Annotated in this window: 27 protein-coding genes and 3 tRNA genes; 6 read left to right on the forward strand and 24 right to left on the reverse strand. The window is 70.2% G+C overall.

Annotation, left to right across the window (positions count from 1 at the left end):
• Window positions 1-81 precede the first annotated feature (81 nt).
• From ACGFIS_RS16115 to ACGFIS_RS16165, 11 genes are all read right to left on the reverse strand, one after another.
• Window positions 82-1182 carry an ABC transporter ATP-binding protein gene (locus ACGFIS_RS16115; RefSeq protein ID WP_392905535.1) on the reverse strand — a complete coding sequence of 367 codons (1101 nt, stop codon included), beginning with the start codon at window positions 1180-1182 and terminating at the stop codon, window positions 82-84.
• A 612-nt stretch (window positions 1183-1794) separates the two neighbouring features.
• Window positions 1795-2184 carry a 50S ribosomal protein L7/L12 gene (gene rplL, locus ACGFIS_RS16120; RefSeq protein WP_392905537.1) on the reverse strand — a complete coding sequence of 130 codons (390 nt, stop codon included), beginning with the start codon at window positions 2182-2184 and terminating at the stop codon, window positions 1795-1797.
• Between the two features lie 53 nt (window positions 2185-2237).
• Entirely contained in the window at window positions 2238-2810 is a 573-nt protein-coding gene (gene rplJ / locus ACGFIS_RS16125; RefSeq protein ID WP_392905540.1) for a 50S ribosomal protein L10, read from the reverse strand.
• A gap of 327 nt (window positions 2811-3137) precedes the next feature.
• Window positions 3138-3434: a hypothetical protein gene (locus ACGFIS_RS16130; RefSeq protein WP_392971421.1), complete on the reverse strand. Its 297-nt coding sequence runs from the start codon at window positions 3432-3434 to the stop codon at window positions 3138-3140.
• A 143-nt stretch (window positions 3435-3577) separates the two neighbouring features.
• Complete coding sequence (locus ACGFIS_RS16135) at window positions 3578-4333, reverse strand: hypothetical protein (protein WP_392971424.1); 756 nt, start codon at window positions 4331-4333, stop codon at window positions 3578-3580.
• 259 nt (window positions 4334-4592) lie between these two features.
• A complete protein-coding gene (locus tag ACGFIS_RS16140) occupies window positions 4593-5471 on the reverse strand; it encodes a hypothetical protein (RefSeq protein ID WP_392971427.1) in 879 nt (292 codons plus the stop codon).
• A gap of 177 nt (window positions 5472-5648) precedes the next feature.
• A complete protein-coding gene (rplA, locus tag ACGFIS_RS16145) occupies window positions 5649-6365 on the reverse strand; it encodes a 50S ribosomal protein L1 (protein ID WP_392905551.1) in 717 nt (238 codons plus the stop codon).
• A 61-nt stretch (window positions 6366-6426) separates the two neighbouring features.
• Complete coding sequence (rplK, locus tag ACGFIS_RS16150; protein ID WP_392905553.1) at window positions 6427-6855, reverse strand: 50S ribosomal protein L11; 429 nt, start codon at window positions 6853-6855, stop codon at window positions 6427-6429.
• Window positions 6856-6980: 125 nt separating this feature from the next.
• Window positions 6981-7856 (reverse strand): transcription termination/antitermination protein NusG, encoded by an 876-nt coding sequence (gene nusG, locus ACGFIS_RS16155; RefSeq protein ID WP_392971430.1) that lies wholly within the window; start codon window positions 7854-7856, stop codon window positions 6981-6983.
• A gap of 79 nt (window positions 7857-7935) precedes the next feature.
• Window positions 7936-8202 (reverse strand): preprotein translocase subunit SecE, encoded by a 267-nt coding sequence (gene secE, locus ACGFIS_RS16160; protein WP_392971433.1) that lies wholly within the window; start codon window positions 8200-8202, stop codon window positions 7936-7938.
• 122 nt (window positions 8203-8324) lie between these two features.
• A tRNA-Trp gene (locus ACGFIS_RS16165) sits at window positions 8325-8397 on the reverse strand.
• A gap of 211 nt (window positions 8398-8608) precedes the next feature.
• Between ACGFIS_RS16165 and ACGFIS_RS16170 the strand changes: the two genes are divergently transcribed.
• Window positions 8609-9820, forward strand: a complete 1212-nt coding sequence (locus ACGFIS_RS16170) for a pyridoxal phosphate-dependent aminotransferase (RefSeq protein WP_392971436.1) — start codon at window positions 8609-8611, stop codon at window positions 9818-9820.
• Window positions 9821-9914: 94 nt separating this feature from the next.
• Here the strand turns inward: ACGFIS_RS16170 and ACGFIS_RS16175 are convergent, their stop codons facing one another.
• The 3 genes from ACGFIS_RS16175 to ACGFIS_RS16185 form a co-directional block, all read right to left on the reverse strand.
• The gene (locus ACGFIS_RS16175) at window positions 9915-10670 is read right to left on the reverse strand and encodes a hypothetical protein (RefSeq protein ID WP_392971439.1); all 756 of its coding nucleotides are present in this window, start codon (window positions 10668-10670) and stop codon (window positions 9915-9917) included.
• 3 nt (window positions 10671-10673) lie between these two features.
• Window positions 10674-11183, reverse strand: coding sequence for a SigE family RNA polymerase sigma factor (locus tag ACGFIS_RS16180; protein WP_392905564.1), 510 nt, complete (start codon window positions 11181-11183; stop codon window positions 10674-10676).
• 113 nt (window positions 11184-11296) lie between these two features.
• The gene (locus ACGFIS_RS16185) at window positions 11297-12244 is read right to left on the reverse strand and encodes a hypothetical protein (protein ID WP_392905566.1); all 948 of its coding nucleotides are present in this window, start codon (window positions 12242-12244) and stop codon (window positions 11297-11299) included.
• Between the two features lie 238 nt (window positions 12245-12482).
• Here ACGFIS_RS16185 and ACGFIS_RS16190 point away from each other — a divergent pair, with 238 nt between their 5' ends.
• On the forward strand, window positions 12483-13568 hold the full coding sequence (locus tag ACGFIS_RS16190; RefSeq protein WP_392905568.1) for an adenosine deaminase: 1086 nt from the start codon (window positions 12483-12485) through the stop codon (window positions 13566-13568).
• Window positions 13569-13574: 6 nt separating this feature from the next.
• Here the strand turns inward: ACGFIS_RS16190 and ACGFIS_RS16195 are convergent, their stop codons facing one another.
• The 10 genes from ACGFIS_RS16195 to ACGFIS_RS16240 all read right to left on the reverse strand — a co-directional run bounded on the left by ACGFIS_RS16195 (window position 13575) and on the right by ACGFIS_RS16240 (window position 20422).
• On the reverse strand, window positions 13575-14315 hold the full coding sequence (locus ACGFIS_RS16195) for a GntR family transcriptional regulator (RefSeq protein WP_392905571.1): 741 nt from the start codon (window positions 14313-14315) through the stop codon (window positions 13575-13577).
• Between the two features lie 102 nt (window positions 14316-14417).
• Entirely contained in the window at window positions 14418-14999 is a 582-nt protein-coding gene (locus tag ACGFIS_RS16200; protein ID WP_392905574.1) for a TMEM165/GDT1 family protein, read from the reverse strand.
• A 319-nt stretch (window positions 15000-15318) separates the two neighbouring features.
• Window positions 15319-16386 carry a UDP-N-acetylmuramate dehydrogenase gene (locus tag ACGFIS_RS16205; protein ID WP_392905576.1) on the reverse strand — a complete coding sequence of 356 codons (1068 nt, stop codon included), beginning with the start codon at window positions 16384-16386 and terminating at the stop codon, window positions 15319-15321.
• Window positions 16387-16490: 104 nt separating this feature from the next.
• Window positions 16491-16916 carry a MaoC/PaaZ C-terminal domain-containing protein gene (locus ACGFIS_RS16210; RefSeq protein ID WP_392971442.1) on the reverse strand — a complete coding sequence of 142 codons (426 nt, stop codon included), beginning with the start codon at window positions 16914-16916 and terminating at the stop codon, window positions 16491-16493.
• A complete protein-coding gene (locus ACGFIS_RS16215; RefSeq protein ID WP_392905580.1) occupies window positions 16916-17353 on the reverse strand; it encodes a MaoC family dehydratase N-terminal domain-containing protein in 438 nt (145 codons plus the stop codon). Before ACGFIS_RS16215 ends, ACGFIS_RS16210 begins: the two co-directional genes overlap by 1 nt.
• Before the next feature lie 278 nt (window positions 17354-17631).
• Window positions 17632-17796: a 50S ribosomal protein L33 gene (gene rpmG, locus ACGFIS_RS16220; protein ID WP_026404241.1), complete on the reverse strand. Its 165-nt coding sequence runs from the start codon at window positions 17794-17796 to the stop codon at window positions 17632-17634.
• Window positions 17797-17912: 116 nt separating this feature from the next.
• A tRNA-Met gene (locus ACGFIS_RS16225) sits at window positions 17913-17989 on the reverse strand.
• 325 nt (window positions 17990-18314) lie between these two features.
• A tRNA-Thr gene (locus ACGFIS_RS16230) sits at window positions 18315-18387 on the reverse strand.
• Window positions 18388-18522: 135 nt separating this feature from the next.
• Window positions 18523-19650 carry an acyl-CoA dehydrogenase family protein gene (locus ACGFIS_RS16235; protein WP_392971445.1) on the reverse strand — a complete coding sequence of 376 codons (1128 nt, stop codon included), beginning with the start codon at window positions 19648-19650 and terminating at the stop codon, window positions 18523-18525.
• 43 nt (window positions 19651-19693) lie between these two features.
• Window positions 19694-20422, reverse strand: coding sequence for a hypothetical protein (locus tag ACGFIS_RS16240; RefSeq protein WP_392905584.1), 729 nt, complete (start codon window positions 20420-20422; stop codon window positions 19694-19696).
• A gap of 290 nt (window positions 20423-20712) precedes the next feature.
• Here ACGFIS_RS16240 and ACGFIS_RS16245 point away from each other — a divergent pair, with 290 nt between their 5' ends.
• Genes ACGFIS_RS16245 through ACGFIS_RS16260 form a run of 4 tightly spaced genes read left to right on the forward strand, consistent with a single transcriptional unit; the run spans window position 20713 to window position 23367 of the window.
• Complete coding sequence (locus tag ACGFIS_RS16245; protein WP_392905586.1) at window positions 20713-21549, forward strand: STAS domain-containing protein; 837 nt, start codon at window positions 20713-20715, stop codon at window positions 21547-21549.
• Window positions 21549-21911: an STAS domain-containing protein gene (locus tag ACGFIS_RS16250; RefSeq protein ID WP_392905588.1), complete on the forward strand. Its 363-nt coding sequence runs from the start codon at window positions 21549-21551 to the stop codon at window positions 21909-21911. The genes ACGFIS_RS16245 and ACGFIS_RS16250 overlap by 1 nt, the downstream gene beginning before the upstream one ends.
• A complete protein-coding gene (locus ACGFIS_RS16255) occupies window positions 21908-22318 on the forward strand; it encodes an ATP-binding protein (RefSeq protein WP_392905591.1) in 411 nt (136 codons plus the stop codon). Before ACGFIS_RS16250 ends, ACGFIS_RS16255 begins: the two co-directional genes overlap by 4 nt.
• Window positions 22306-23367 carry an ATP-binding protein gene (locus ACGFIS_RS16260; protein ID WP_392905593.1) on the forward strand — a complete coding sequence of 354 codons (1062 nt, stop codon included), beginning with the start codon at window positions 22306-22308 and terminating at the stop codon, window positions 23365-23367. The genes ACGFIS_RS16255 and ACGFIS_RS16260 overlap by 13 nt, the downstream gene beginning before the upstream one ends.
• The last annotated feature ends 2 nt before the right edge of the window (window positions 23368-23369 follow it).

Below are 23369 nucleotides of genomic sequence, written 5' to 3' on the forward strand. Positions count from 1 at the left end.
CCCCGATCTTCCGGAGCGTCACGGAAGAGCCTCCGCCCTTCCCCTCCCCTCCCTGGTCCGCGCCGATACCAGGAGTGGACATCAGTACCCTGCACCCGCCCCATGCTGTCCAGGCGGCGGGTTGCCCGGGAAGTGACCGCCGGGGCCACCGGGGGGCATGCCGCCCTGCGGCCCGGGCGGGGGGCCGCCCGCGGGCGCCATCGACGCCACGTACCGCGGCCACTCCTGCACCCAGTTGCGGCCCAGGTCGTCGATGAACGAGCCGGGCGGCGGGGTGACGCCGTGCGCGGCGCACCAGGCGCCGGGGGCGTGCTGCCCCACGCGGACCCGGCCGTCGCTGGTCATCAGCTGCGGCGGGATCGGCGGCAGCTTGCCGGGGTCGTGGCCCTGTTTGGCCTCGGCCTCCAGCTCGGAGACGTCCTTCTCCTCCGACATCCCGATCGGGCCGATCTTGCGCGCGTTGAGGAACTGCCGGACGACCGGCTCCTCGCTGGACAGCAGCATCTCGCGCGGACCGAACATCACCAGCTCGCGGCGGAACAGCAGGCCGATGTTGTCCGGAACGGTCCGGGCGGTGTTGATGTCGTGGGTGACGATCAGGAACGTCGCGCCGATCTCGGCGTTCAGGTCGACGATCGTCTGGTTCAGGTAGGACGTGCGGACCGGGTCCAGGCCGGAGTCCGGCTCGTCCACCAGGAGGATCTCGGGGTCGAGGACGAGTGCGCGGGCCAGGCCGGCGCGCTTCTTCATCCCGCCGGAGATCTCCCCGGGCAGCTTCTTCTCCGCGCCGAGCAGCCCGACCAGGTCGAGCTTCTCCATCACGATCCGCTTGATCTCGGACTCGGACTTCTTGGTGTGCTCGCGCAGCGGGAAGGCGACGTTGTCGTAGATGTTCATCGACCCGAAGAGGGCGCCGTCCTGGAACAGCACACCGAACAGCTTGCGGGTGTCGTAGAGCTGCGCTTCAGGAAGGTAGGGCAGGTCCCGGTCGCCGACCCAGATGTGGCCGCGGTCCGGCTTGAGCAGGCCGACCAGCGACTTCAGGAAGACCGACTTACCGGTGCCGGAGGGGCCCAGGAGAACGGAGATCTCTCCTGCGGGCAGTGTCAGGGATACGTCCTGCCAGATGGTCTGACGGCCGAAGGACTTGGTCAGGCCCTCGACTCTGATCTCGACGCCCACTCGTCACCTTTCGTCCAGGCCGGGGGAATCCCGAACCAATGAGCGAGTAGCACTCAGGCTCTTTCTCTCGTCACACCGTGTGTCCGCCCTCTTACTACCGCCGGGTAGCCGTGACGGGTGCCACTACCGTAGCGGCACCCCGTCCAAATGGAAGGGGTTCCGCCCCAGATCAGCGGCTAAATGCGACGTCGTAAGACAATCGTTACTTACAACGCCTATGAGACTAGTGGTCCAAGAACCAGAGCCTCAAGCGGGGCATGCTGTTCGCCGGTGACCGGACGTCTCCGTCGCGACCACCGGGACAAGGCGGCCCTGTGGGGCCACAGCGTCAGGACGGGACGCTACGCCGCGCTCCGAGAACCACACAACCCGCACGGGCACACGGTTTCCCACAGGCGTTTATCACTCCTGCACAGGAAACCGGCGGCCTGCGACCCGCCCATTCATCCCGGGCGACAAGAGCCCTTTCGAGGGCCCGGCGACCACGGTGGAGACGCCCGGAGGAACCCGCGCGAACCCCGGAACGCGAAGAGGCGGCCGCCCCACCGAAGGGTGGAACGACCGCCTCCCGAGAGCGGTGGAGCCGCGCGGGCTCCCCGGCTCTGAAGCGACCTACTTGACGGTGACCGTCGCGCCGGCCTTCTCCAGGGCCTCCTTGGCCTTGTCGGCCGTCTCCTTGTTGACCTTCTCCAGCAGCGCCTTCGGCGCGCCGTCGACCAGGTCCTTGGCCTCCTTGAGGCCGAGGCTCGTCAGCGCGCGAACCTCCTTGATGACCTGGATCTTCTTGTCGCCGGCGCCCTCCAGGACGACGTCGAACTCTTCCTGCGCGGCGGCCTCCTCGGCGGCCGGGGCACCCGGGGCCGCGCCCGGGGCGGCGACCGCGACGGGGGCGGCGGCCTTGACGTCGAAGACCTCCTCGAACTGCTTCACGAAGTCCGAGAGCTCAAGAAGGGTCATCTCCTTGAAGGCGTCGAGCAGGTCGTCGGTGCTGAGCTTCGCCATGATCATTCCTCCGCTATGGCTTGAAAACTGGGGATTTACGGAACCGCGGGTGCCTACTCGGCGGATGCCTCGGCAGCCGGCGCCTCGGCGGTCTCGGCGGTCTCGCCACCGGCCTCGCGCTTGGCGCGCAGCGCCTCGGCGAGCTGAGCCGCCTGCGTCGGCAGAGCGTTGAAGAGCGCGGCCGCGTTGGACAGCGAGCCCTTCATCGCGCCGGCGAGCTTCGCGAGGAGCACCTCGCGCGACTCGAGGTCGGCGAGCTTGGTGACCTCCGCGGCGCTCATCGCCCGGCCGTCGATGAACCCGCCCTTGATCACCAGAGGCGGGTTGTTCTTGGCGAAGTCACGCAGGCCCTTGGCGGCCTCGACCACGTCGCCCCGGACGAACGCGATGGCCGACGGGCCTTCGAGCAGATCATGGAACTGCTCGTCGACACCGGCCTCGTTCGCGGCGCGCTTGGTCAGCGTGTTCTTCACGACGCGAAACCGTGCGGTCTCGCCAAGGGTGCCGCGCAGTTCACTGACCTGCGCGACGGTCAGCCCGCGGTACTCGGTCAGCACGGCGCCGTTGGAGCTCTGGAACTCGTCCTTGAGCTCGGCGATCGCCGCGTCCTTATCGGCCCTGGCCATCCGGCCTCCTTCCGATCACCTGGGTGGATACGACCCTCGCCCGTCCGTGGGACGGGTCCCGATCGACCAAAAAACGCCCCGGCGCAGGCGCACGGGGCGTCCAGGCAAGGCACGGAGGCCATGCTGAAGCTCTCGTATCACCTGCGCAGGCCGCCCGAGTGAATCGGGTCCTTCGGTCACCTCGGCATGAGGTGACGACCGGCGGTCTTCGGCACAGAACAGAGTACGTGCATGCGGTTCGACTTAACAAATCGGCGGAACGCACGAGGGACCGCGCCGCCGGTCGCGGCGCGGTCCCTCGTCAGGTTCTCGTCCCGTTGTCGCCCGTCAGCTCCCGCCGCCGCCGAGCGCGTTCAGCATCTCGCTGAAGTCGGTGACCTGGCCCGCCGGCGGCGCCGTGATGTCCACCGGCTTACGGAAGTCGTGGTACGTGATCGTCATGTCCGTGTTCAAGGAGTCGACCCGGCCGGTCTTCTCCGCGGTCTTGTCCAGCACCTGCGCGGCCGACAGCTTCAGGTTCTTGCCGGCCTCGTCCACCTTGGTCCCGGCCTCCCTGAGGCAGCCGGTCAACGAGAGGGCGAGGCCGGTGGCCAGCGCGACGCCCGTGGCGAAACGACGGATCATCGTGGGGGGGTCTCCTTGGTCTGCTAGTGCCGGCCCCGGCATTGGGTGCTTCCGGGCAGTGGGGCCGATCACCAGATCAGACGCTCAGGAGACCCTTAAGCCGTGTCCGGCGGTGTCCTCCCGCGGCGGTCGTGTCCGGAAGGTCAGGTCCCGCCGAGGAACGAACCGAGCGACAGCTGCCCGACCTGGTCGGACGGCGGCGGGTTCACGGTGAACGACTCGCCGTAGTCGCTGTAGATGACGGTCACCGTGCCGCTCTCACCCTGCGAGCCGGACGCCTTCGACACGAGCTTGCGCGGCAGGTTCTCCCCGTCCGTCCACAGATCGAAGTTGATCTTGCCGTTGGCCTGGTCCTTCGGGAGCCACGTGCTCACCTTCTCCCGGGCCTGCGCGTCGAGACGGCTCAGCGCGTCCTCGATGGTCACCGTGCCGGTGTAGTGCGTCGTCTGCACACCGTCGATCGTCTCGGTGCCGACCCGGCGGGCGTCCTTGGAGCCGGTGAACATCTTCGTCTGCTCGGCCGGAGCCACCTTCTGCACCTGGTCGACCAGGCCCTTGATGTCGAATCCGGTGCGCTGGGACGCCTCGTTCACATCGATCTTCACCCACGGCTTGCCGCCGCTGACGAACTGGGCGAGCTGCGGGACCTTCGCGTACAGCACGTTGTCGGTGAACACCGCCTGGCCCTTGATGCCCGGGACGCTCTGCCCGCCGCGGCTGACCTCGTCCAGCTTCGCGCTGAACTTCAGCGTCGGGCGCACCTGGAACTGGCCGTCGGCGTGAATCTTGCCGCTGCCGTCCGCTTCGGTGGTCGTCACCGTCAGATCGGCCTTGAAGGTGTCGGCCTCACCGGTCTTCTGGGATGTCTTCACCAGCGCCTCAGCGGCGCTCAGCTGCATGTTCTCCGTGCTTGCCGTACCTCCTCCGCCACATCCGGACAGAAGGAGCGCAGCGCTCACGGCGGTGCCGCCGGCCGCCACCACGAGTCGTCGGTTCATGAGGGTTGAGCCTCCCTAATCGCCCTGCTGGTGCTTCCCAGTGTCTCGGGACACTAACGGCGCTACATCCCCCGGTGGTACGAACAAGCCCCCACCCCATACGACCATAGGGGTAGCCGTGTTCATTGCAGTGCGACGGCCTGGTTAACGCGTCCCGTGGTCAACGATAAGAGGTGAAGGCCATAGTGCCGGTGAGTGTGGCGCCCGAGGCCTGGGCGTTCAAGCCGATCGACGTCGGGCGGGCCTTGCTGTCGGCCCACAGGTCGAGCCCGCAGGTGACGTCGTCCGGTACCCACTTGCGGATCACGGCGGCGGCGTCCTGCGGCAGCAGCGAGAACACGCTGCCCATCAGCGCCTGTGCGGCGAAATGCGTCCTGCCGTTCTCGTCCGGCTCACTCGCGGTCGTGCCGGGCAGCGTCCCGATCATGAAGGTGAACTGCCGGGGGTCGGACTGCGACTGCAGCGCGCCCAACTGCGCCGACGTCAGGGTGGACTGGGTCCACTTCTCACCGTCGTAGCCCTTGAGCGTCCGTCCGCTCACGATCACCTTCTGCGTGACCTTGGTGACCTCGCCGCCCTGCACGGTCTGCGTGACGCCGGTCGCGGTCATCGCGAACGTCGGCCACAGCGTGAACGACGCGGTCTCGGTGGCGCGCTGATAGTCGCCGCTCGACCCGGCCGTCACCTTCATGTTCGTCTTGCGGGTGAAGGCGTGCAGGTTGGGACCGGGCTGGGGCGGCGCCGTGGGGAGCCCGCTCACGCCGCCTCTCGCGGGCGTGCCCGGAGCGGCCGAACCGTTGCCGGCACCCGCGCCGGACCCCGTGCCCGGCGCCGCGGTGGCACCGGGGGTCACCAGGCCGGTCGCCGTGCCGTTCGGGTTCGCCGGGTCCTGCTGGCCCATCGCCGCGGACGCCGGGACGGAACCGCCGTCCTCGGCGGTCCCGCCGCCGACCTTGACCACCATCATGATCGCCGTGGGCACGACGGCGACGGCGGTGACGACGGAGATGGCGATGGCCCGGTCGGTTCTACGCTTCACGGGACGATTCAACACCACATTTCCCACCGGTAACAAAGATCCCGGGCCTCGATTTGTCCGGATCCGGACGGCGATCTATGTATCCATCGCGTTCGGTGCTATGGGGCCGGGGAAACGGCGGCAGGGCGCCCCCGGTTCAGCGGGGACGCCCTGCGCGGTGACGGTCGTGGTGCTCGATCAGGCCTCTTCGAGCTCCGAAGCCAGGTTGCGGACCGCGTTCGGGTCCACCGGGATGCTCGGGCCCATCGACGTCGTCAGCGACGCCTTCTTGACGTAGCGGCCCTTCGCGGCGGACGGCTTCAGCCGCTGGATCTCCTCGACGGCCGCGGCGTAGTTCTCCACCAGCTGGCGCTGGTCGAAGGACGCCTTGCCGATGATGAAGTGCAGGTTCGCGTGCCGGTCGACACGAAACTCGATCTTGCCGCCCTTGATGTCGGTCACGGCCTTGGCCACGTCCATCGTGACGGTGCCGGTCTTCGGGTTCGGCATCAGGCCGCGCGGGCCGAGCACCCGGCCCAGCCGCCCGACCTTGCCCATCTGGTCCGGCGTCGCCACGACCGCGTCGAAGTCCAGGAAACCGCCCTGGATCCGCTCGATCATGTCGTCGGAGCCGACCAGGTCGGCGCCCGCCGCCTCGGCCTCCTGCGCCTTGGCGCCGACGGCGAAGACCAGCACGCGGGCGGTCTTGCCCGTGCCGTGCGGCAGGTTGACCGTGCCGCGCACCATCTGGTCGGCCTTGCGGGGGTCGACACCCAGCCGCATGGCGACCTCCACGGTCGGGTCGAACTTGACGACCGTGGTCTCCTTGACGAGCTTGACGGCCTCGACCGGGCTGTACAGCCGCTCCCGGTCGATCTTCTCCGCTGCGGCGCGGTAGCTCTTGCTGCGCTTCATTCTCGTTCCTCCAATGGAACTCGTGGTACGGGCCAGCGCCGGCCCTTCCACCGGGTGAGACCTACTTGACGTCGATGCCCATCGACCGCGCGGTACCGGCGACGATCTTCGAGGCGGCCTCGACGTCCTTGGCGTTGAGGTCGGGCATCTTGGTCGTGGCGATCTCGCGGACCTGGTCGGCGGTGATCGAGCCGACCTTGGTCTTGTGCGGCTCGCCGCTGCCCTTCTCGACGCCCGCGGCCTTCAGGATGAGCTGCGCGGCCGGCGGCGTCTTGGTGACGAAGGTGAACGACCGGTCCTCGTAGATGGTGATCTCTACGGGGATGACGTTGCCGCGCTGGGACTCCGTGGCGGCGTTGTACTGCTTGCAGAAGTCCATGATGTTGACGCCGTGCGGACCGAGCGCGGTACCGACCGGCGGCGCCGGCGTCGCGGCCCCAGCCTGCAACTGGACCTTCACCAACGCGGCGATCTTCTTCTTGGGAGGCATGCCTCTCCCTCGTTGTTCCGTTCTGCTGTGGTCCCGACTCCCGGATACCGGGCAACACGGTGGCGGAACATGACCGCCGTGTTGGGACCCTGTAGAACCCGTAACCCCGCGTGCGCGGGGACGGGTCAGATCTTGGAGACCTGGTTGAAGGAGAGCTCCACCGGGGTCTCGCGACCGAAGATCGAGACCAGGACCTTGAGCTTCTGCTGCTCGCCGTTGATCTCGTTGACGGTTGCGGGGAGGGTGGCGAACGGGCCGTCCATGACGGTGACCGACTCGCCGACCTCGAAGTCGACGGTGGCGGGCGCCTTGGCCTGCTCCTTGGTCTTGACGGCGCCTTCCTCCGGCTCGGGGGCCAGCAGGTTGGCGACCTCGTCGAGGCTCAGCGGAGACGGCTTGTTCAGCAGGCCGACGAACCCGGTCACGCCCGGCGTGTTGCGGACCGCGGCCCACGACTCGTCGGTGAGCTCCATCCGGACCAGGATGTAGCCCGGCAGGACCTTCTCGTTGACCTTCTGCCGCTTGCCCTGCTTGATCTCGGTCACCTCGTGCTGAGGGACCTCGATCTGGAAGATGAAGTCCTCCATGTTGAGGGTCTGGGTCCGGGTCTCGATGTTGGTCTTGACCCGGTTCTCGTACCCCGCGTAGGAGTGCACGACGTACCAGTCGCCCGGCTGGAGCCGGAGCTGCATCTTGAACTCGGCGTACGGGTCGGCCGGCGGCCCGGCGGGGGCCTCATCGGCCTCCTCGTCCTGCTCGGCCTCCTCCCCCTCCTCGGCCTGCTCCCCGGCGACGGCCTCGGCGAGATCGCCGGCGTCGGCGGCGGCGTCCGGCTCGGGGCCCTCGCCCTCGAGCTTGGTGTCCGCAGGCTCGCCTTCACCGGCGGCGACGGCCGCCTCGGCCGTCTCGTCGGCGGGCTCGGCCGCCTGGTCTGCCGCAGCAGCCGCAGCGGACTGGGCCTCTTCAACGGCCTCGTCGTAGGGCTGTGAGGGCTCGGACACGGTGACTCTTTCTGTCGGTCTGCGGTGATGGACTTGCGATGGTGCGGCGGTGACTCGCCCAGGTGCCGGGTACGCGGCCTCAGCCGAAGACGGCGTAGACGCCCTGCTGCAGGCCGTAGTCGACGCCGGACACGATCCCTACCATGATCAACACAAAGACCAGGGCGGCGACCGTGTAGGTGATGAGCTCCCGCCGCGTGGGCCAGATGACCTTGCGGAGCTCAGCGATGATCTGGCGCACGAAAAGCGCCGGAGTCGTCCGCTTCGGGGACTTCTCCTTCTTGCGCTTACCCTTGCCTTCGCCCTTGGCCTCGGGCTCGTCGCGCTCGTCGGTCTCGGTCGCCATTTGCCGCCGTTCACCTCATAGGTCGTGATCCAACCACCATGTGGTTGCCGCACGGTCCCGTGCCGCGGAGTGCCACAGCACCGCCGTGACGCGGCCGGCACGGGTGCGCGCACCGCACCTCGCAGGGCAGGAGGGACTCGAACCCCCAACCGCCGGTTTTGGAGACCGGAGCTCTACCAATTGAGCCACTGCCCTTCATTCCCCGGTCCACGGGGAACACCCGGCCGCAGGACCGGGATGATGACGTGTCTCAGCTTACGGCCTCTTGCGTCCGTGTGCGGACAGGCTCGTAATACCGGTGACACGCCACTAGGACGGTGAGTCTACGTGGCCGAGGCCCCCGCGTCGAACCGGATGGCCGGAGATATGGCTCGGGCCGTGGACCTGCATCTGTAACGATGGGGACATGAGCATCGACCGTCCTCGCATCTCCAAGCGCATCGCCGCGATATCCGAATCCGCCACGCTGGCCGTCGACGCCAAGGCCAAGGCGCTGAAGGCGGCGGGCCGCCCGGTCATCGGGTTCGGCGCGGGCGAGCCCGACTTCCCCACGCCCGACTACATCGTCGAAGCGGCGGTGACCGCGTGCAGGGTGCCGCGGTTCCACAAGTACACGCCGGCGGGCGGGCTGCCCGAGCTGCGCACCGCCATCGCCGAGAAGACCGAGCGCGACTCCGGTTACACGGTGGAGGCGGCCCAGGTCCTGGTGACCAACGGCGGCAAGCAGGCGGTGTACGAGGCATTCGCCGCGCTGCTCGACCCGGGCGACGAGGTGATCGTGCCGACGCCGTACTGGACCACCTACCCCGAGTCGATCAAGCTGGCCGGCGGAGTGCCGGTGGACGTGGTCGCCGACGAGACCACCGGCTACAAGGTGAGCGTCGAGCAGCTGGAGGCGGCCCGCACCGGCCGGACGAAGGTCCTGCTGTTCGTGTCGCCGTCCAACCCGACCGGCGCCGTGTACTCCCGCGCCGAGATCGAGGCGATCGGCCGCTGGGCGGACGGGCACGGCCTGTGGGTCATCACGGACGAGATCTACGAGCACCTGGTGTACGGGGACGCCGAGTTCCACTCGATGCCCGTGGTGGTGCCGGAGCTGGCCGACCGCACGCTCGTCCTGAACGGCGTCGCGAAGACGTACGCGATGACGGGCTGGCGGGTGGGCTGGATGGTCGGCCCGGCGGACGTGGTGAAGGCCGCCGCCAACATGCAGTCGCACGCGACGTCCAACGTGGCGAACGTGTCGCAGGCGGCGGCGCTCGCCGCCGTGACCGGTGACCTGTCGGCCGTCGCGGAGATGCGCACGTCCTTCGACCGGCGCCGCAAGACGATCGTGCGGATGCTGAACGAGATCCCGGGCGTGGTGTGCCCCGAGCCGGAGGGCGCGTTTTACGCCTACCCGTCGGTGAAGGCGCTGCTGGGCAAGGAGATCCGCGGGAAGCGTCCGGAGACGTCGGTGGAGCTGGCGTCGCTGATCCTGGAGGAGGCGGAGGTCGCGCTGGTGCCGGGTGAGGCGTTCGGCACGCCGGGCTACTTCCGTCTCTCGTACGCCCTGGGCGACGACGACCTCGTCGAGGGCGTCTCGCGTGTCGCGAAGCTGCTCGCCGAGGCGGTCTGATCCGCTCCGCTGACACGGAACCGGCCCCGGGCGCGCACTGGTCCGGGGCCGGTTCCGTGCGGAACGGGCTACCGCCTCCGCCGTCCCGTTCCTCTCACGGGCGCACACCCTCCGCGATGCGCATGAGCTGTTTCTCGACCGATCCGCCGCCCGACACGGTCACCCCGACGCCGGGTCTGGCCAGCCACGAGATCTGACGTCCGGAGCCGGGTCGGTCGCCGGTGAGCGCGGGAAGCCCGCGCACGGTCGTGCGGCCGGGAATGCCGGGGGTCTTCATCAGGTCCTGCGGGCCGGCGAGGCCGCGTTCCTTCACCAGGGCGATCTCCAGCCAGCCGGTGCTCCCCCGCCACTTGCACGTCGTCGTCTCGCGCTCGGCGTCGGCCGTCACGGCGCACGGGCCGGTGGCGGTGAGGCCGTCCGGGACGTAGGTGATCCAGCGCGGCAGGTCGTCCAGGGCCCCGCCTGTGCCGGGCTTCTCCGGGTTCACCGGCGACCCGCCCGATGACGGGTGCGCCTCCGGTTTCCCCGAGGTTCCCGCCCCGGGCCCCTCCTTGGCTGACGGGGACTGGGAGGGGCCTGGGGCGGGAGGCCGTTCCGACTGCCGGTGCTCCGAAACGCCGCCGGTGGGGCGGGTGGTCTCGGGGTTGCCGGCGGGTGTGGCCCGGAACGACTGATAGGTGGGCACCAGGGCGAGCGCGGCGACCGAGGCCGCCGCGACCCCGGCGGCGGCGTGGATCCGGGCCTTCCTGCGCCGGTGGCGGCGTTTGACGTCCGTGACGAGCGACGGCGACGCGGTCGCCTCGGCCACCTGCTCGGCCATGGCCTGCCGCAGTTCACTCTCCAGGTCCATCGCTCATCTCCCCAGTGGAGCCAGGTTCGTGTCGAGGCGTTCCCGGAGTCTGGCGAGTCCCCGGGACGCCTGGCTCTTGACCGTTCCGACCGAACAGCCGAGCGCCTGAGCCGTCTCCGCCTCCGACAGGTCCTCCCAGAAGCGCAGGACCAGTACCGCCCGCTGTCGCGGGCCGAGCTTGCGCAGCTCGTCCATGAGCGTCCCCCTCAGCTCGACGGCGTGGTTCGGCGAGACGGCCGGCGTCTCCGGGAGCCGCGCCATATGGATCTCCCGCAGCACCTTCCAGCGCCGGGACCGGCTGATCACGAGATTGACCAGGATGCGGCGGACGTAGGGCTCGGGATCGCTGTCGGTCTCCAGCCGCCCCCAGTGCCGATAGGCCTTCTCCAGCGCGGTCTGCAGGATGTCCTCGGCGTCCTGCCGGGCCCCGCACATCAGCGCCGCGGTGCGCAGCAGGGCATCGCCGCGTGCCGCCACGAACTCCACGAACGACTCGTCGTCTCGACGCCCCACTGTGCTCCATCCCGGGCTAGAGCAAATCCGGCTCGTCTTTTCTTGGGGGTGGGCGGCTCCGCGCCGAGCCGCCCACCCGTGTCCCCTGTCAGGACCGCTTTACCGGGCCGGGCCTACTGGGCCTGGCGCAGCGCGGCGGTCACGTCCTTCAGGCCGCCCGCGGCGACCGGGTTGCCGTTGACGAACAGCGAGTAGCCGTTCGGGTCGAACAGCAGCACCCCGTCACCGCCGGGGCCCATCCAGCCGGCCGCCCCGTACAGGGTGATCGGCGTGCCGCCCTCGGGCAGGTTCAACGCCTGCCGGAGCTGATTCTGGGTCATGCCGGCGGGTGTCTTCAGCGTTTCGACGGTGATCCACCGGCCGGCCTTGTTCGCCCACTTCTGCGTGACGGCGCAGACGTTCTTCTCGCGCAGGTCGGCGGAACTGGGGACGGTCGAGACGTGGCGCAGGCCCTTGGTCAGCATGACGGCCTTCTCGACAGGGCCGCCGACCTTCACCGCGGGCGCCAGCTTGCTGCAGTCGAGCTTGGGGGCGGCGGGCAGGCCGGGCGCGCCGGGAACGCGGGCGGTCGGCTTGGTCGCCGGGGCGTCCGCCGGCAGGTCCTTGGTGGACGGCGCGCAGGTCGGCAGGTCCGCCGGCATCTTCGACTTGGCGTCCGGGACCTCGACGTCCGGGGTCTTGACGCCGGGGACTTCGGCGTCGGGCAGGCCGGTCTTCGGCAGCTCCGGCTTGGGCAGGTCCGTCTTGGGCACGTCGGTCTTCGGCAGGTCCTTGGCCGGGACGTCCACCTTCGGCACGTCCTTGGTGACCGGGTTCTGCTCCAGCTGCTTCTGGACCTGCTTCTTCGCTCCGGTCTCCGGGAGCCCGGCCTTCGGCAGGCAGGTCGGGGCGGCGCTGGGCACGGCGTCCTGGATCTTGCGCTCCACCGCGGGGGCCTTGGCGCCGTTGGACTGGAGGCCCGCCTCCTGGTGGGAGCCGGTCATAGCCCACGTCGCGCCGCCGCCCACGGCCACGGTGCCGATGGTGGACGCCGCGATCAGAGCGGCCTTCAGCGTGATCATCGTGTATCCCTTCTGCCCAGCTTCGTCTCTTGCGGGGGGTGCCGGTTTCTCTCTGGCGCCCCTCGTATACGCACGGTGCCGGGAAGGGGTTGCACGCGATTCCAAAGTTTTTTCGGATGCCCATGGGCGGGGATGGCCGTGGCGTGTCATACGAGGTAGTCCGGTGTGGTGATCCTGGCCCGCCGGGGGTTCGGCGGCGACGATGATCCGGCAGCATTGGCGTATGGAGGCCCGTACCGTGTCAGCTCGTCCGGCCCACGACCGTTCCCCGCCGGACCACCGGGAGCACGCCGGCATCGCCCGCGGCTCCGCCCGTCCGGACGTGGCCCTGCTCCCCAAGGCGCATCTGCATCTGCACTTCACCGGGTCGATGCGGCATTCCACGCTCGTCGAGCTCGCGGGCAGGCACGGCGTGCACCTGCCGGACGCCCTCGTCGAGGACTGGCCGCCCCGCCTGCAGGCGACCGACGAACGGGGATGGTTCCGGTTCCAGCGCCTCTACGACATCGCCCGTTCGGTGCTGCAGACGCCCGACGACCTGCGCCGCCTGCTGCGTGAGACGGCCGAGGACGAGGCGGCGGAGGGGTCGGGCTGGCTGGAGATCCAGGTCGACCCGAGCGGCTACGCGTCGAGGTTCGGCGGGCTGACCCCGACGGTCGAACTGGTGCTGGACGCGGCGCGCGACGCGTCGCAGGCCACCGGCGTCGGCATCGGCCTGGTCATCGCGGCGAACCGGACGCGGCACCCGCTGGACGCCAAGACCCTCGCGCGGCTGGCCGTCCGGTACGCGGGCGAGGGCGTCGTCGGGTTCGGGCTGTCCAACGACGAGCGGCGGGGCCGCGCCTACGACTTCGAGGGCGCGTTCCGGATCGCCAAGCGCGGCGGGCTGCTGTCGACCCCGCACGGCGGTGAGCTGCTCGGCCCGGCCAGCGTCCGGGAGTGCCTCGACACGCTGAGCGCCGACCGGATCGGGCACGGGGTGCGCGCCGTGGAGGACGCGCGGCTCCTGTCGCAGATCATCGACCGGGGCGTGACGCTGGAGGTCTGCCCGGCGTCGAACGTAGGCCTCGGGGTGGCGGCGACTGCGTCGGACGTCCCGGTGCGGCGGCTGTACGAGGCGGGCGCGTCCATCGCGCTGGGCGCGGACGACCCGCTGCTGTTCGGGTCGCGGCTGGCCGTCCAGTACGACATCGTCCGGGACGACCACGGTTTCTCCGACGCGGAGCTGGCGGAGCTGGCGCGGCAGTCGATCAGGGCTTCGGCGGCCCCGGACGATGTGCGGGGCCGGCTGCTGGCGGGCATCGACGCCTGGTCGGCGGGCTGAGTCCCGTCACCGGACAAGACCGGGGCCGTGGTCGGGGCCGTGGTCGCCTGTGCGCCACATCCCGCGGCGTTCCAGGTGGGCCACCAGGAGTTCACCGGCCCGCACGATGTGGTCGCGCATCTCCGCGCCCGCCGTCCGCGCGTCGCCGTCGCGCAGCGCGGCCAGGATGCGCTCGTGGTCGTGGACCGCGAGGCGGGGCCAGTCGGCGAGCCTCCCGTACAGGCCGCGCGGGACGTACCGCGCGGCCGTCCCGAGCGACCAGGCCAGCTTCGCCGAGTCGGCGGCCAGGTTGATCTCCCGGTGGAAGCGGTGGTTGTGCTCCTCCATCAGGTCGGGTCTCCGGGCCGCGTCGGCACGTTCCAAAGCGTGCTGTAGCCCGTCCAGTTCGCGGAGGATCTCGGGGCCGATCCGCGGGGTGGCCCGCGTGGCCAGTTCGGCGGCGATGCCCGCCTGCACCCAGAACAGGTCCTGGACGTCGCGTTTCGACAGCGGCGCGACGACGAACCCGCGTCTCGGTTCCAGGACGACGAACCCCTCGCTGCGCAGCGACTTCAGCGCCTCCCGGACGGGGGTGACGCTGATGCCGAAGTCCATGGCCAGCCGTTCGAGCCGCAGATAGTCGCCGGGGCGGACCCGGCCGTCCATGATCAGCTCGCGGATGCGGGCGGCGGCCTCGTCGCTCAACTGGAGGCGCATGCCGAGCGCGTGCCGGGGTGGGGGTGGGGGCGCGGGTGCGGGTAGGGCCACGGTCGTACTCCCGTCCGGGCCCTTCCGCGGCCGAGCCCCGCGGGCATCAAGGGCCTTAACCTCATGGTTCCCGCCCGGCGGCCGTTTCAGCCGTTCGGGCGCTCAGCCGGTGATGCCCTCCGCCAGCAGCAGGACGCCGAAGATCGCGAACCCGGCGGCGGCGCCGTACTTGATGACCCGCTCGGGAAGCCTGCGTCCGAGGATCTGGCCGACGACGATGGCGAGCGCGTCGGCGGCGACCATGCCGATCGTCGAACCGGCCCACACGCCCGTCAGCGCCAGGAGACCGCCCTGGTCGGCGGCGAGGGTGACGGTGGCGAGCATCGTCTTGTCGCCCAGTTCGGCCAGGAAGAAGGCCCCGCCGACGGCGAGGATCGCCGAGCCCGTGGCGCGCCGTGCCCGGTCGCGTTCGTCGTCGTCGAGTTCGTCGCCGCGCAGCGTCCACAGCGCGAAGCCGAGGAACGCCACACCGGCGAGGATCGAGATCGGGCCGGTCGGGAGCGCCGCGCCGAGAGCCGCGCCGAGGGCCACGCTCGCCAGGTGGACGATCGCGGTCGCGGCCGTGATGCCGATCAGCACGTGCAGCGCCCGGAACCGGGTGGCGAAGGTCATGGCCATGAGCTGGCTCTTGTCGCCCAGTTCGGCGACGAAGATCACGACCAGGCTGATGAGGAAGGCGGACACCGGTTCCCTCTCGCTCGGATGCCGGGCGAAGGGCGGGGGCTTTGCGGCGCTCGACCTCGGCCCGGCGATGATGAGCGTTCTCATCCGGCCGGTCGCCGCCGCCTGCTCGGGTGCGGAGACCGAGGATGAGAATGCTCGGTTGCCAGGCCGAAGGTCTCGTCCGCCTCATCGGGTTGAGGCCCGCGTGACCGGGCGCCGCCGGCGGCGCCAGTATGTCGATCACGCGATTGGGACTACTCCCCCTCGACGCCATCGACACTAGCAAGCCCGGTCAAGGCGCCCTTTCAGAGGGCCACACCGGCTCAGAGGGCACACCGGCTCAGAGGGTCACGCCGATGAGGACCGGCTCGTTGACCAGCTCGACGCCGAACGCGTCGCGGACGCCGCCGCGGACCTCGCGGGCCAGCGCGAGCAGGTCGGCGGTGCGGGCGCCGCCCGGGTTCGTGAGCGCCAGCGTGTGCTTGGTGGAGATCCGCGCGGGGCCGACGGCGTGCCCTTTGGTGAAGCCGGCGCGGTCGATCAGCCAGGCGGCGGACGTCTTGACCCGGTCGCCGGTCTCCGGATAGCGCGGGAACGCGGCGTCCGGGCCGAGCCGGTCGGCGACGCGGCGTTCCAGCTCGGTGAGCTGGCCGGGTTCGAGGATCGGGTTGGTGAAGAACGACCCGGCGCTGCGGGTGTCGGGGTCGGCGGCGTCCAGGACCATGCCCTTGCCGCGCCGCAGTTCGAGGACGGCGTCGCGCGCCTCTTTCAGCGTCACCCGGTCGCCCGGCCGGACGCCGAGCTTCTTCGCCAGCTCGGCGTAGTCGACCGGCTGCGACTCCTCGGCCTCGTGCAGCGCGTACGTCACGTCCAGGACGACGTACCGGTCGTTGCCTTTGAACACGCTGTGCCGGTAGGTGAACCGGCAGGCGTCGCGGTCGAGCGTGACGACGGCGCGGGCGTCCCGGTCATAGGCGCGGACCTCGACGATCGTCTCGCTGACGTCCTGGCCGTAGGCGCCGACGTTCTGGATCGGGGTCGCGCCGACGCGCCCCGGGATGCCGGACAGGCACTCCACACCGGCGAGTCCGTCGGCGACGCAGCGGGCGACGAACGGGTCCCAGTCCTCACCGGCCTGGACCCGGACGAGGACCTTGTCGCCCTCGACGGCGGTGCGTTCGGTGCCGCGGGTGCCGACGTGCACGACGGTGCCGGGGAACCCGTCGTCGGAGACCACCAGGTTGCTGCCGCCGCCGAGAACGAGGACGGGTTCGCCCTCGCCGTCGGCCTTGCGGATCGCGGTGACCAGCTCCGCCTCGGTCGTCGCCTCGACGAAGCGGCGGGCGGGGCCGCCCAGCCGCAGCGTGGTGTATCCCGCCAGGTTCACCTCTTCAGCGAACACCGCCACGTCGTGTCCCCTCCCGTACGTGCCCGGTCACACCTGTCGGCCGGTGCCCGGCGTCCGTGCGCACCGGCCGGGGCGTCCCGGCCGGTGCGTCGCCTCGGCGCGGTTCAGGCGAGCTTGACGACCGCCTTGGCGCGCGTGAGCACCTTCTGGTCGGCGGACTTGGCGGTGAGCGCGACGACGACCTTGTTGTCGTCGAGCTTCTCCTCCACCTTGCCGCTGATCTCCAGGGTCGCGCCGCCCACGTCGGGGACGACGACCGGTGAGGAGAACCGTACCCCGTAGTCCACCACGGCGCCCGGGTCGCCGGCCCAGTCGGTGACGAACCGGCCGCCCTGCGCCATCGTGTACATGCCGTGCGCGATGACGTCCGGCAGGCCGACGGCCTTCGCGGTGGACTCGCGCCAGTGGATGGGGTTGAAGTCGCCGGACGCGCCCGCGTACATGACGAGGTTCGCGCGGTCGACCGCGTACGTCTGCACGGGGATCTCGGTGCCGACCTCGACGTCGGCGTAGTTCACCTTCGCGGTCATCAGGCCCCCCGCTCCACGATCGTGTTGTAGGTCTTGCAGATCAGTTCGCCCTCGATGGTCTTGACGTCCGTCTCGATGACCATCTTCTCGTTGTTGCCGATCGACTTGATCTCGGTGACCGTCGAGGTGCAGGCCACGACGTCGCCGGCGCGGATCGGGCGGGTGTACTCGAACCGCTGCTCGCCGTGCACGACCATCGCGTAGTTCAGCCCGAGGTCGGGGTCGGCGAGCGCGGGGTTGCCGAGGGAGACGACGATCGGGAAGGTCGGCGGCGCGATGATGTCGGGGTGCCCGGCCGCCTTCGCCGCCTCCTGGTCGCGGTAGACCGGGTTGCGGTCGCCGATCGCGTCCGCGAACTCGCGGATCTTCACCCGGCTGACCTCGTACGGCTCGGTGGGCGGGAAGCTCCGCCCGATGAAATCACGGTTGAGTGCCATGCAATCCCGTCCCTCCAGGTCGAACAGGGTGTCGGTGCCCGGGTGCCGCCTGGGCACCCGCCGGTTCCGTCTCGGACGGACGCTAACAGAACGACGTTCAGCCCGCCCTCGCGGGTCTCACTGGCGAGGACGGGCTGATCACGTTAGGGCAAGCGTGCGGAGAAGCAGCCGTTTCACGGGCCTCGGCGGCGCGCTCAACTGCGGGTTTCCCGGTGCGGACGGTGGGTCCTGGCCCCGTGCGGAAGCGCAGCGGGCAGTACTTCTCCGTCCGGGCGTTGCTAGCGGGTTTCCCGGTGCGGACGGTGGGTCCGGCAGTTGGGGCAGTACTTCTTGATCTCCAGGCGGTCCGGGTCGTTGCGCCGGTTCTTCCGCGTGATGTAGTTGCGGTGCTTGCACTCCTGGCAGGCCAGCGTGATCTTCGGCCGGACGTCGGTGGCAGCCACGATGGAGTGCCTTTCTGAGCTGGGGACATTGGACTTCGGACCTCGGCCGCCCGGGGAGGACGACCGGCGATTCGACCCAGCCTGCTCACCCCCGGTGCGGAGGTGAGAGACATGGGTGGTAGCGAGGGCCGGACTTGAACCGGCGACACAGCGATTATGAGCCGCTTGCTCTGCCTGACTGAGCTACCCCGCCGCGATGGTCGGTGTGGACCGGAATGCAAGGATACCGGATGCTCACCGAGCCCTGGAAACACGATAACCCGGATCATGATCGGGGAATCGGCTCCGAAGGCCCCGCCGGACCGTCCCCCAGGTCGACGGGTGCGCCGATGACCTGCGAAACGTCCTACTGGGACCGATGGGACGCTACCACAGCGCCCTGAATGGAGCGAATCAGATATCCGCCGCCGGCGCCCGGCCCGTGGTGGGCTTACCCGTGGTGGGCCAGCCCGTGGTGGGCGGGCCCGGCGACGACGAAGGCCGCCCCGGTCCTGCCGGGACGGCCTCTGAAACTGCTGAGCCCCTTTACGGAATCGAACCGTAGACCTTCTCCTTACCATGGAGACGCTCTGCCGACTGAGCTAAAGGGGCCTGCGTCGTTCGCGCAGTGAAACCATACACGGAGTCGGGGGCACTTGCGAACTCGTTAAGGCGCTGCGTTGTGGGCTTGGAGCGCGCCCGCCCGGTGTGGTGCGACCCACGCCGGGCGGACGGTTTCGTCGCTGGTCAGCGCAGTAGGTTGCGGGCGATGACGAGTTGCTGGATCTGGCTCGTGCCCTCGTAGATGCGGAACAGCCTGACGTCCCGGTAGAAGCGTTCGACGGCGACGCCGCGCATGTAGCCCATGCCGCCGTAGACCTGCACGGCACGGTCGGCGACGCGTCCGACCATTTCGGAGCAGAAGTACTTGGCGCAGGACGGTCCGAGCTTGGTGTCCTCGCCCGCGTCGTAGGCGCGGGCCGCCTCCAGGACCATCGAGCGTCCCGCGTACAACTCCGCCTGCGAGTCGGCGATGAGCCCTTGGATGAGCTGGTGTTCGCCGATGGTCTTGCCGCCCTGGCTGCGTTCCTTCGCGTACGCGACGGTCTCGTCCAGGATTCTCTGGGCGAGACCCACGCAGACGGCGGCGATGCTGACGCGCCCGTGGGCGAGGGACGCCATGGCGGTGCGGAAGCCGGTTCCCTCCGTCCCGACCATGTTGCCGGCGGGGACGCGCACGCCGTCGAAGAAGACCTCGGCGGTGTGGGCGCCGCGCTCGCCCATCTTGTGGTCGGACGGTCCGATCTTGAGGCCGCCGGCGCCCTTCTCGACGAGGAACGTGGAGATTCCCCGGGAGCCGGCGCCGCCCGTCCTGGCGAAGACCATGAAGACGTCGGCCTCGGGGGCGTTGGTGATGAACCGCTTCGCGCCGTTGATCACGTAGTCGTCGCCGTCGCGGGCCGCGGTCGTGGTGAGGGTGCTGGGATCGGAGCCGGCCTCGGCCTCGGTGAGCGCGAAGGCGCCGACGACCTCGCCGGACGCGAGCTTCGGCAGCCAGGTGTCGCGCTGCGCGTCCGTCCCGGCGTTGACGAGGACCTGCCCGGCGATGCCGTTGCTGGTGCCGAACATGGAGCGGAACGCGGGGCTGGCGTAGCCGATCTCGAAGACCAGCCGCACCTCCTCGCTCACCGAGAGCCCGAGGCCGCCGTACTGCTCGGGCAGCGCGTACCCGAACAGGCCCATGTCCCGGGACGTGCGCCGCAGCGCCTCCGGTATCTCGTCGGTCTCCTCGATCTCCTCCTCGCGGGGGATCACCTGGTCGCGGACGAAGCTGCGGACGGCCTTGAGCACGTCGGCGAAATCCTGAGACTCCATGCCCTCATTCTAGAATCAGATTCCAGGATGGCGCTGCGTCAAGTCAGAAGCGGACCAGTACCGCGGTGGCGTCGTCGTGGCGCTTGCCACGCGCCCCGGTCGCCGACGCCGACGCCTCCGCCTCCCTGGTCCTTCTCACCAGTTCCCGCGGACCCTCCTCGTCGAGCAGCCGGAGGAGGTCGCCCCACCCCATCCGCCCGAACCGCTCGACCAGCCTGGACGCGCCGTCGCTCAGCACCGCCGCCCGTGTGAGTCCCCTGACCGGCACCTCACCGGTCAGCCCCTCGTAGGCCGCCTCCGGTTTCGTGCTCGCCACCCAGAACCCGCCGGGGCTGTTGCGCGACTTCCGGACGCCCTCCAGCGTGTAGCTGGGAAGGTGATCGACGCGGTCGTCCCGGAAGACCCGCACCTCGCCCACGTCCATCACGATCGGCGAATCGGCCAGGACGAACCACTCCACCGCCTCGCCGCGGCGCCGCAGGAGGGACACCGTCGCGGACGGGCTGTCGGGGTTCTCCAGATCGCACGCCCCGGCGTGGGCCTCCCCCGTCACCTTGATCGCCTCCGCCACGAGGTCGGGCAGCGGCTTGCCGTTCTCCAGCGCCAGCAGTGCCGCGATCCCTCCGCCGAGCCTGCGCACCAGCCATGCCGGGTCGTGCCGGCACCCGCTGTCCACCCCCGCCGGCGCGGTCGCCCCGTCCAGCAGCACGACCCATCCGGGTCCCGCCGCCACGAAGTCCTCGTTCTCCCGCCCCGGGGTGGCCTCACTCACATAACTCACCTGCACAGATGCAGGTTTACCCCTGAATCGCCCAGCCGGTGAGCGATAGACCAAAACCTCACCCCGGTCCACATCGGAGCGCGCGACCTGGGAAGGAACAGGGGCAGGCCGCCGGCGAGGGACCACGGCGCCGGTGGACGTGATCGACTCGAGTGTGGGATCGGACGTCTCAGCTCGAGATCGCCGGTTAACGTTGCATCACGACATTCTCGACATCACGGAAAAAACGCCCGTACGACCACACACACCGGCGAACCCGGCACCAGATGGGAGCATTCACGATGAGCGGCGAGACAGGCGAGATGCTCCTCCCGGACCTGCTGCGCTCACGGCGCGACACCGTGCTCGACCGCTGGGTGCAGCTGGTCATCGAGGGGATACGCGGCCGCGTCACCGAGCGCGAGGTCCGAACGGAGCTGACCGAGCTGTACGGCCTGGTCGAGCGCACCTTCAGCGAGGACGACGACACCGCGGGCGGCGAACTGCGCGCGGCCCTCGCGGAGATCTCCCGCAGCCGGGCCCGCCAGGGCTTCAACCCCACCGAGACCGCGGTCGGCGTGTTCTCGCTCAAGCGGGCCGTCCACGAGCAGCTCGAAGCGTCGGGCGGGGACGGAGCCTACGCCGAGTTCATCGAGTTCTCCGGCTACATCGACGACCTGGGGCTGGCGACCTTCGAGGCGTACGCCAACGCACGCGAGCAGGTCATCACCGACCAGGCCGAGCAGCTGCTGGAGCTGTCCACGCCGGTGGTGAAGCTGTGGGACGGGATCCTCGGGGTACCGCTGGTCGGCACCCTGGACTCGGCCCGTACCCAGGTCGTCATGGAGACGTTGCTGCAGATGCTCGCCGACACGAGCTCGCGGTACGCCGTGATCGACATCACCGGGGTGGCGGCGGTCGACACCGAGGTCGCCCAGCACCTGCTGAAGACGGTGATGGCGGCACGGCTGATGGGCGCCGAGTGCATCATCTCGGGCATCCGGCCACAGATCGCGCACACGATCGCGGCGCTCGGCATCGAGTTCGGTGACATCGTCACCAAGGCGACCCTGGCCGACGCGCTCGGCCACGCGCTGCGGGGCAGCGGCCTGCGCGTCCTCAGCGGGACGGACGCGTGATGGATCAGGTGCCGATCCTCAAGCTCGGGCGGTTCCTGCTGGTGTCGATCCAGATCGACCTGGAGGATCAGACCGTCCTCAGGCTGCAGGAGGAGCTCGCCGAGGAGATCGTCCGGACCGGAGCCCGCGGTGTGATCATCGATATCTCCGCGGTCGACATCGTCGACTCGTACATAGGCCGGACGTTCTCCACCATCGCCTCGATGTCGCGGCTGATGGACGCCGCGACGGTAGTGGTCGGGATGCGTCCCGCCGTCGCGATCACGCTGGTGGAGCTGGGGCTGTCCCTGAACGGCGTCCGCACCGCCCTGGACCTGGACCAGGGGATGCGGCTGCTCGAGGCGTCGCTGGACGGCCGGTGACCACCCCGCCCGCCGGCGAGATCCCCATCGCCTCCAACGACGACGTGGTCCGCGTACGGCGGATGGTCCGCACGGCGGCCTCCGCGGCCGGGTTGTCCCTGGTCGACCAGACCAAGATCGTCACCGCGGCCAGTGAGCTGGCCCGCAACACGCTGGTGCACGGCGCGGGCGGCTCGGCACGCATCGAGCAGGCCGTCGGCCCCCGCGGCCAGACCGGTCTCCGCATCGTCTTCACCGACGAAGGGCCCGGCATCGCCGACATGGAACGGGCCATGACCGAGGGCTGGAGCACCGGGGACGGCCTGGGGCTCGGCCTGCCCGGCGCCCGCCGGCTCGCGGACGAGTTCGAACTGGAGTCCCGGCCCGGTGAGGGCACGACGGTGGTGTTGATCAAATGGATCCGCTGACCGCCGCCTGGACGGCCAGCCCCACCGCGGACGAGTCGCGGTGGTTCCGGGCGGAGGAGGACAGCGCCGCCGCCGGCGCGCGGCGGGAGATCACCGCGCTCGCCAGGCGGCTCGGGTTCGCCGGGGAACGGCTCGGCCAGGTCCAGCTCGCGGCCACGGAGGCCGCCACGAACCTCGTCAAGCACGCCGAGCGGGGCGAGATGCTGGTGCGGATCGTCCGGAGCGGGACGTCCGCCGCCCTGGAGATCGTCAGCATCGACCACGGCCCCGGCATCGCCGACCTGACCCGCTCGCGCCTCGGCGGGTACTCGACCACCGGGACGCTGGGCCTCGGGCTCGGTTCGATCGAGCGGCTCGCCGACAGCAGCGGCCTGTCTTCGCTGCCCGGGGTCGGGACCACGCTGTTCGCCCGGTTCCGGCAGCCGGACGCGGTCCGCGGGGCGGCCCGGCGGCCCGAGCCCGAGCCGGCGTTCGCCGGGCTGACCCGTCCGATGGACGGCGAGCGGGAGTGCGGCGATGCCTACGCGGCGACCGCGGCGGACGGCACCGTGTACGCGATGCTCTGCGACGGCCTCGGGCACGGCCCGCTGGCGGCACGCGCCGCGCAGGAGGCCGTGCGCGCGCTGCGCGACACCGCGCTGCCCGCGCGCCCCGCCGAGATACTCGGGCACGTCCACCACCGGCTGCGTCCGACCCGGGGCGCCGCCGTCGCCGTCGCGGTGATCGAACCGGACGCCGGCCGGGTGCGTTTCGCCGGCCTCGGCAACATCGCCGGGTGGATCCTCCAGCCGGACCGCCGGACCGGAATGATCTCGGTGCCCGGCATCGCCGGCACGCACACCCGCTTCCGGGAGCAGGTCTACGAACTGCCGCCGGGGGCGGCCGTGGTGATGCACTCCGACGGCCTGACCAGCCGGTGGGACGCCGCCGGCCTGTCCACCCTGGCCGGCCGCGACCCGATCCTGACCGCGGCGACCGTGCTCCGCGACGCCGGGGTGCGCCATGACGACCGCTGCGTGCTCGCGGTGACCACGTCCGAGGCGGGGTGAGC

Source organism: Spirillospora sp. NPDC048824, assembly GCF_043198455.1.
In the GTDB taxonomy this organism is placed as follows: Bacteria; Actinomycetota; Actinomycetes; order Streptosporangiales; family Streptosporangiaceae; genus Spirillospora.

Excerpts from the sequence above, each read along its gene's own strand:
- rplL (WP_392905537.1), bottom strand. The coding sequence starts at position 2,184 with ATGGCGAAGCTCAGCACCGACGACCTGCTCGACGCCTTCAAGGAGATG.
- rplJ (WP_392905540.1), bottom strand. The coding sequence starts at position 2,810 with ATGGCCAGGGCCGATAAGGACGCGGCGATCGCCGAGCTCAAGGACGAG.
- ACGFIS_RS16130 (WP_392971421.1), bottom strand. The coding sequence starts at position 3,434 with ATGATCCGTCGTTTCGCCACGGGCGTCGCGCTGGCCACCGGCCTCGCC.
- ACGFIS_RS16135 (WP_392971424.1), bottom strand. The coding sequence starts at position 4,333 with ATGCAGCTGAGCGCCGCTGAGGCGCTGGTGAAGACATCCCAGAAGACC.
- rplA (WP_392905551.1), bottom strand. The coding sequence starts at position 6,365 with ATGAAGCGCAGCAAGAGCTACCGCGCCGCAGCGGAGAAGATCGACCGG.
- rplK (WP_392905553.1), bottom strand. The coding sequence starts at position 6,855 with ATGCCTCCCAAGAAGAAGATCGCCGCGTTGGTGAAGGTCCAGTTGCAG.
- secE (WP_392971433.1), bottom strand. The coding sequence starts at position 8,202 with ATGGCGACCGAGACCGACGAGCGCGACGAGCCCGAGGCCAAGGGCGAA.
- ACGFIS_RS16170 (WP_392971436.1), top strand. The coding sequence starts at position 8,609 with ATGAGCATCGACCGTCCTCGCATCTCCAAGCGCATCGCCGCGATATCC.
- ACGFIS_RS16175 (WP_392971439.1), bottom strand. The coding sequence starts at position 10,670 with ATGGACCTGGAGAGTGAACTGCGGCAGGCCATGGCCGAGCAGGTGGCC.
- ACGFIS_RS16185 (WP_392905566.1), bottom strand. The coding sequence starts at position 12,244 with ATGATCACGCTGAAGGCCGCTCTGATCGCGGCGTCCACCATCGGCACC.
- ACGFIS_RS16210 (WP_392971442.1), bottom strand. The coding sequence starts at position 16,916 with ATGACCGCGAAGGTGAACTACGCCGACGTCGAGGTCGGCACCGAGATC.
- ACGFIS_RS16215 (WP_392905580.1), bottom strand. The coding sequence starts at position 17,353 with ATGGCACTCAACCGTGATTTCATCGGGCGGAGCTTCCCGCCCACCGAG.
- ACGFIS_RS16235 (WP_392971445.1), bottom strand. The coding sequence starts at position 19,650 with ATGGAGTCTCAGGATTTCGCCGACGTGCTCAAGGCCGTCCGCAGCTTC.
- ACGFIS_RS16245 (WP_392905586.1), top strand. The coding sequence starts at position 20,713 with ATGAGCGGCGAGACAGGCGAGATGCTCCTCCCGGACCTGCTGCGCTCA.
- ACGFIS_RS16250 (WP_392905588.1), top strand. The coding sequence starts at position 21,549 with ATGGATCAGGTGCCGATCCTCAAGCTCGGGCGGTTCCTGCTGGTGTCG.
- ACGFIS_RS16260 (WP_392905593.1), top strand. The coding sequence starts at position 22,306 with ATGGATCCGCTGACCGCCGCCTGGACGGCCAGCCCCACCGCGGACGAG.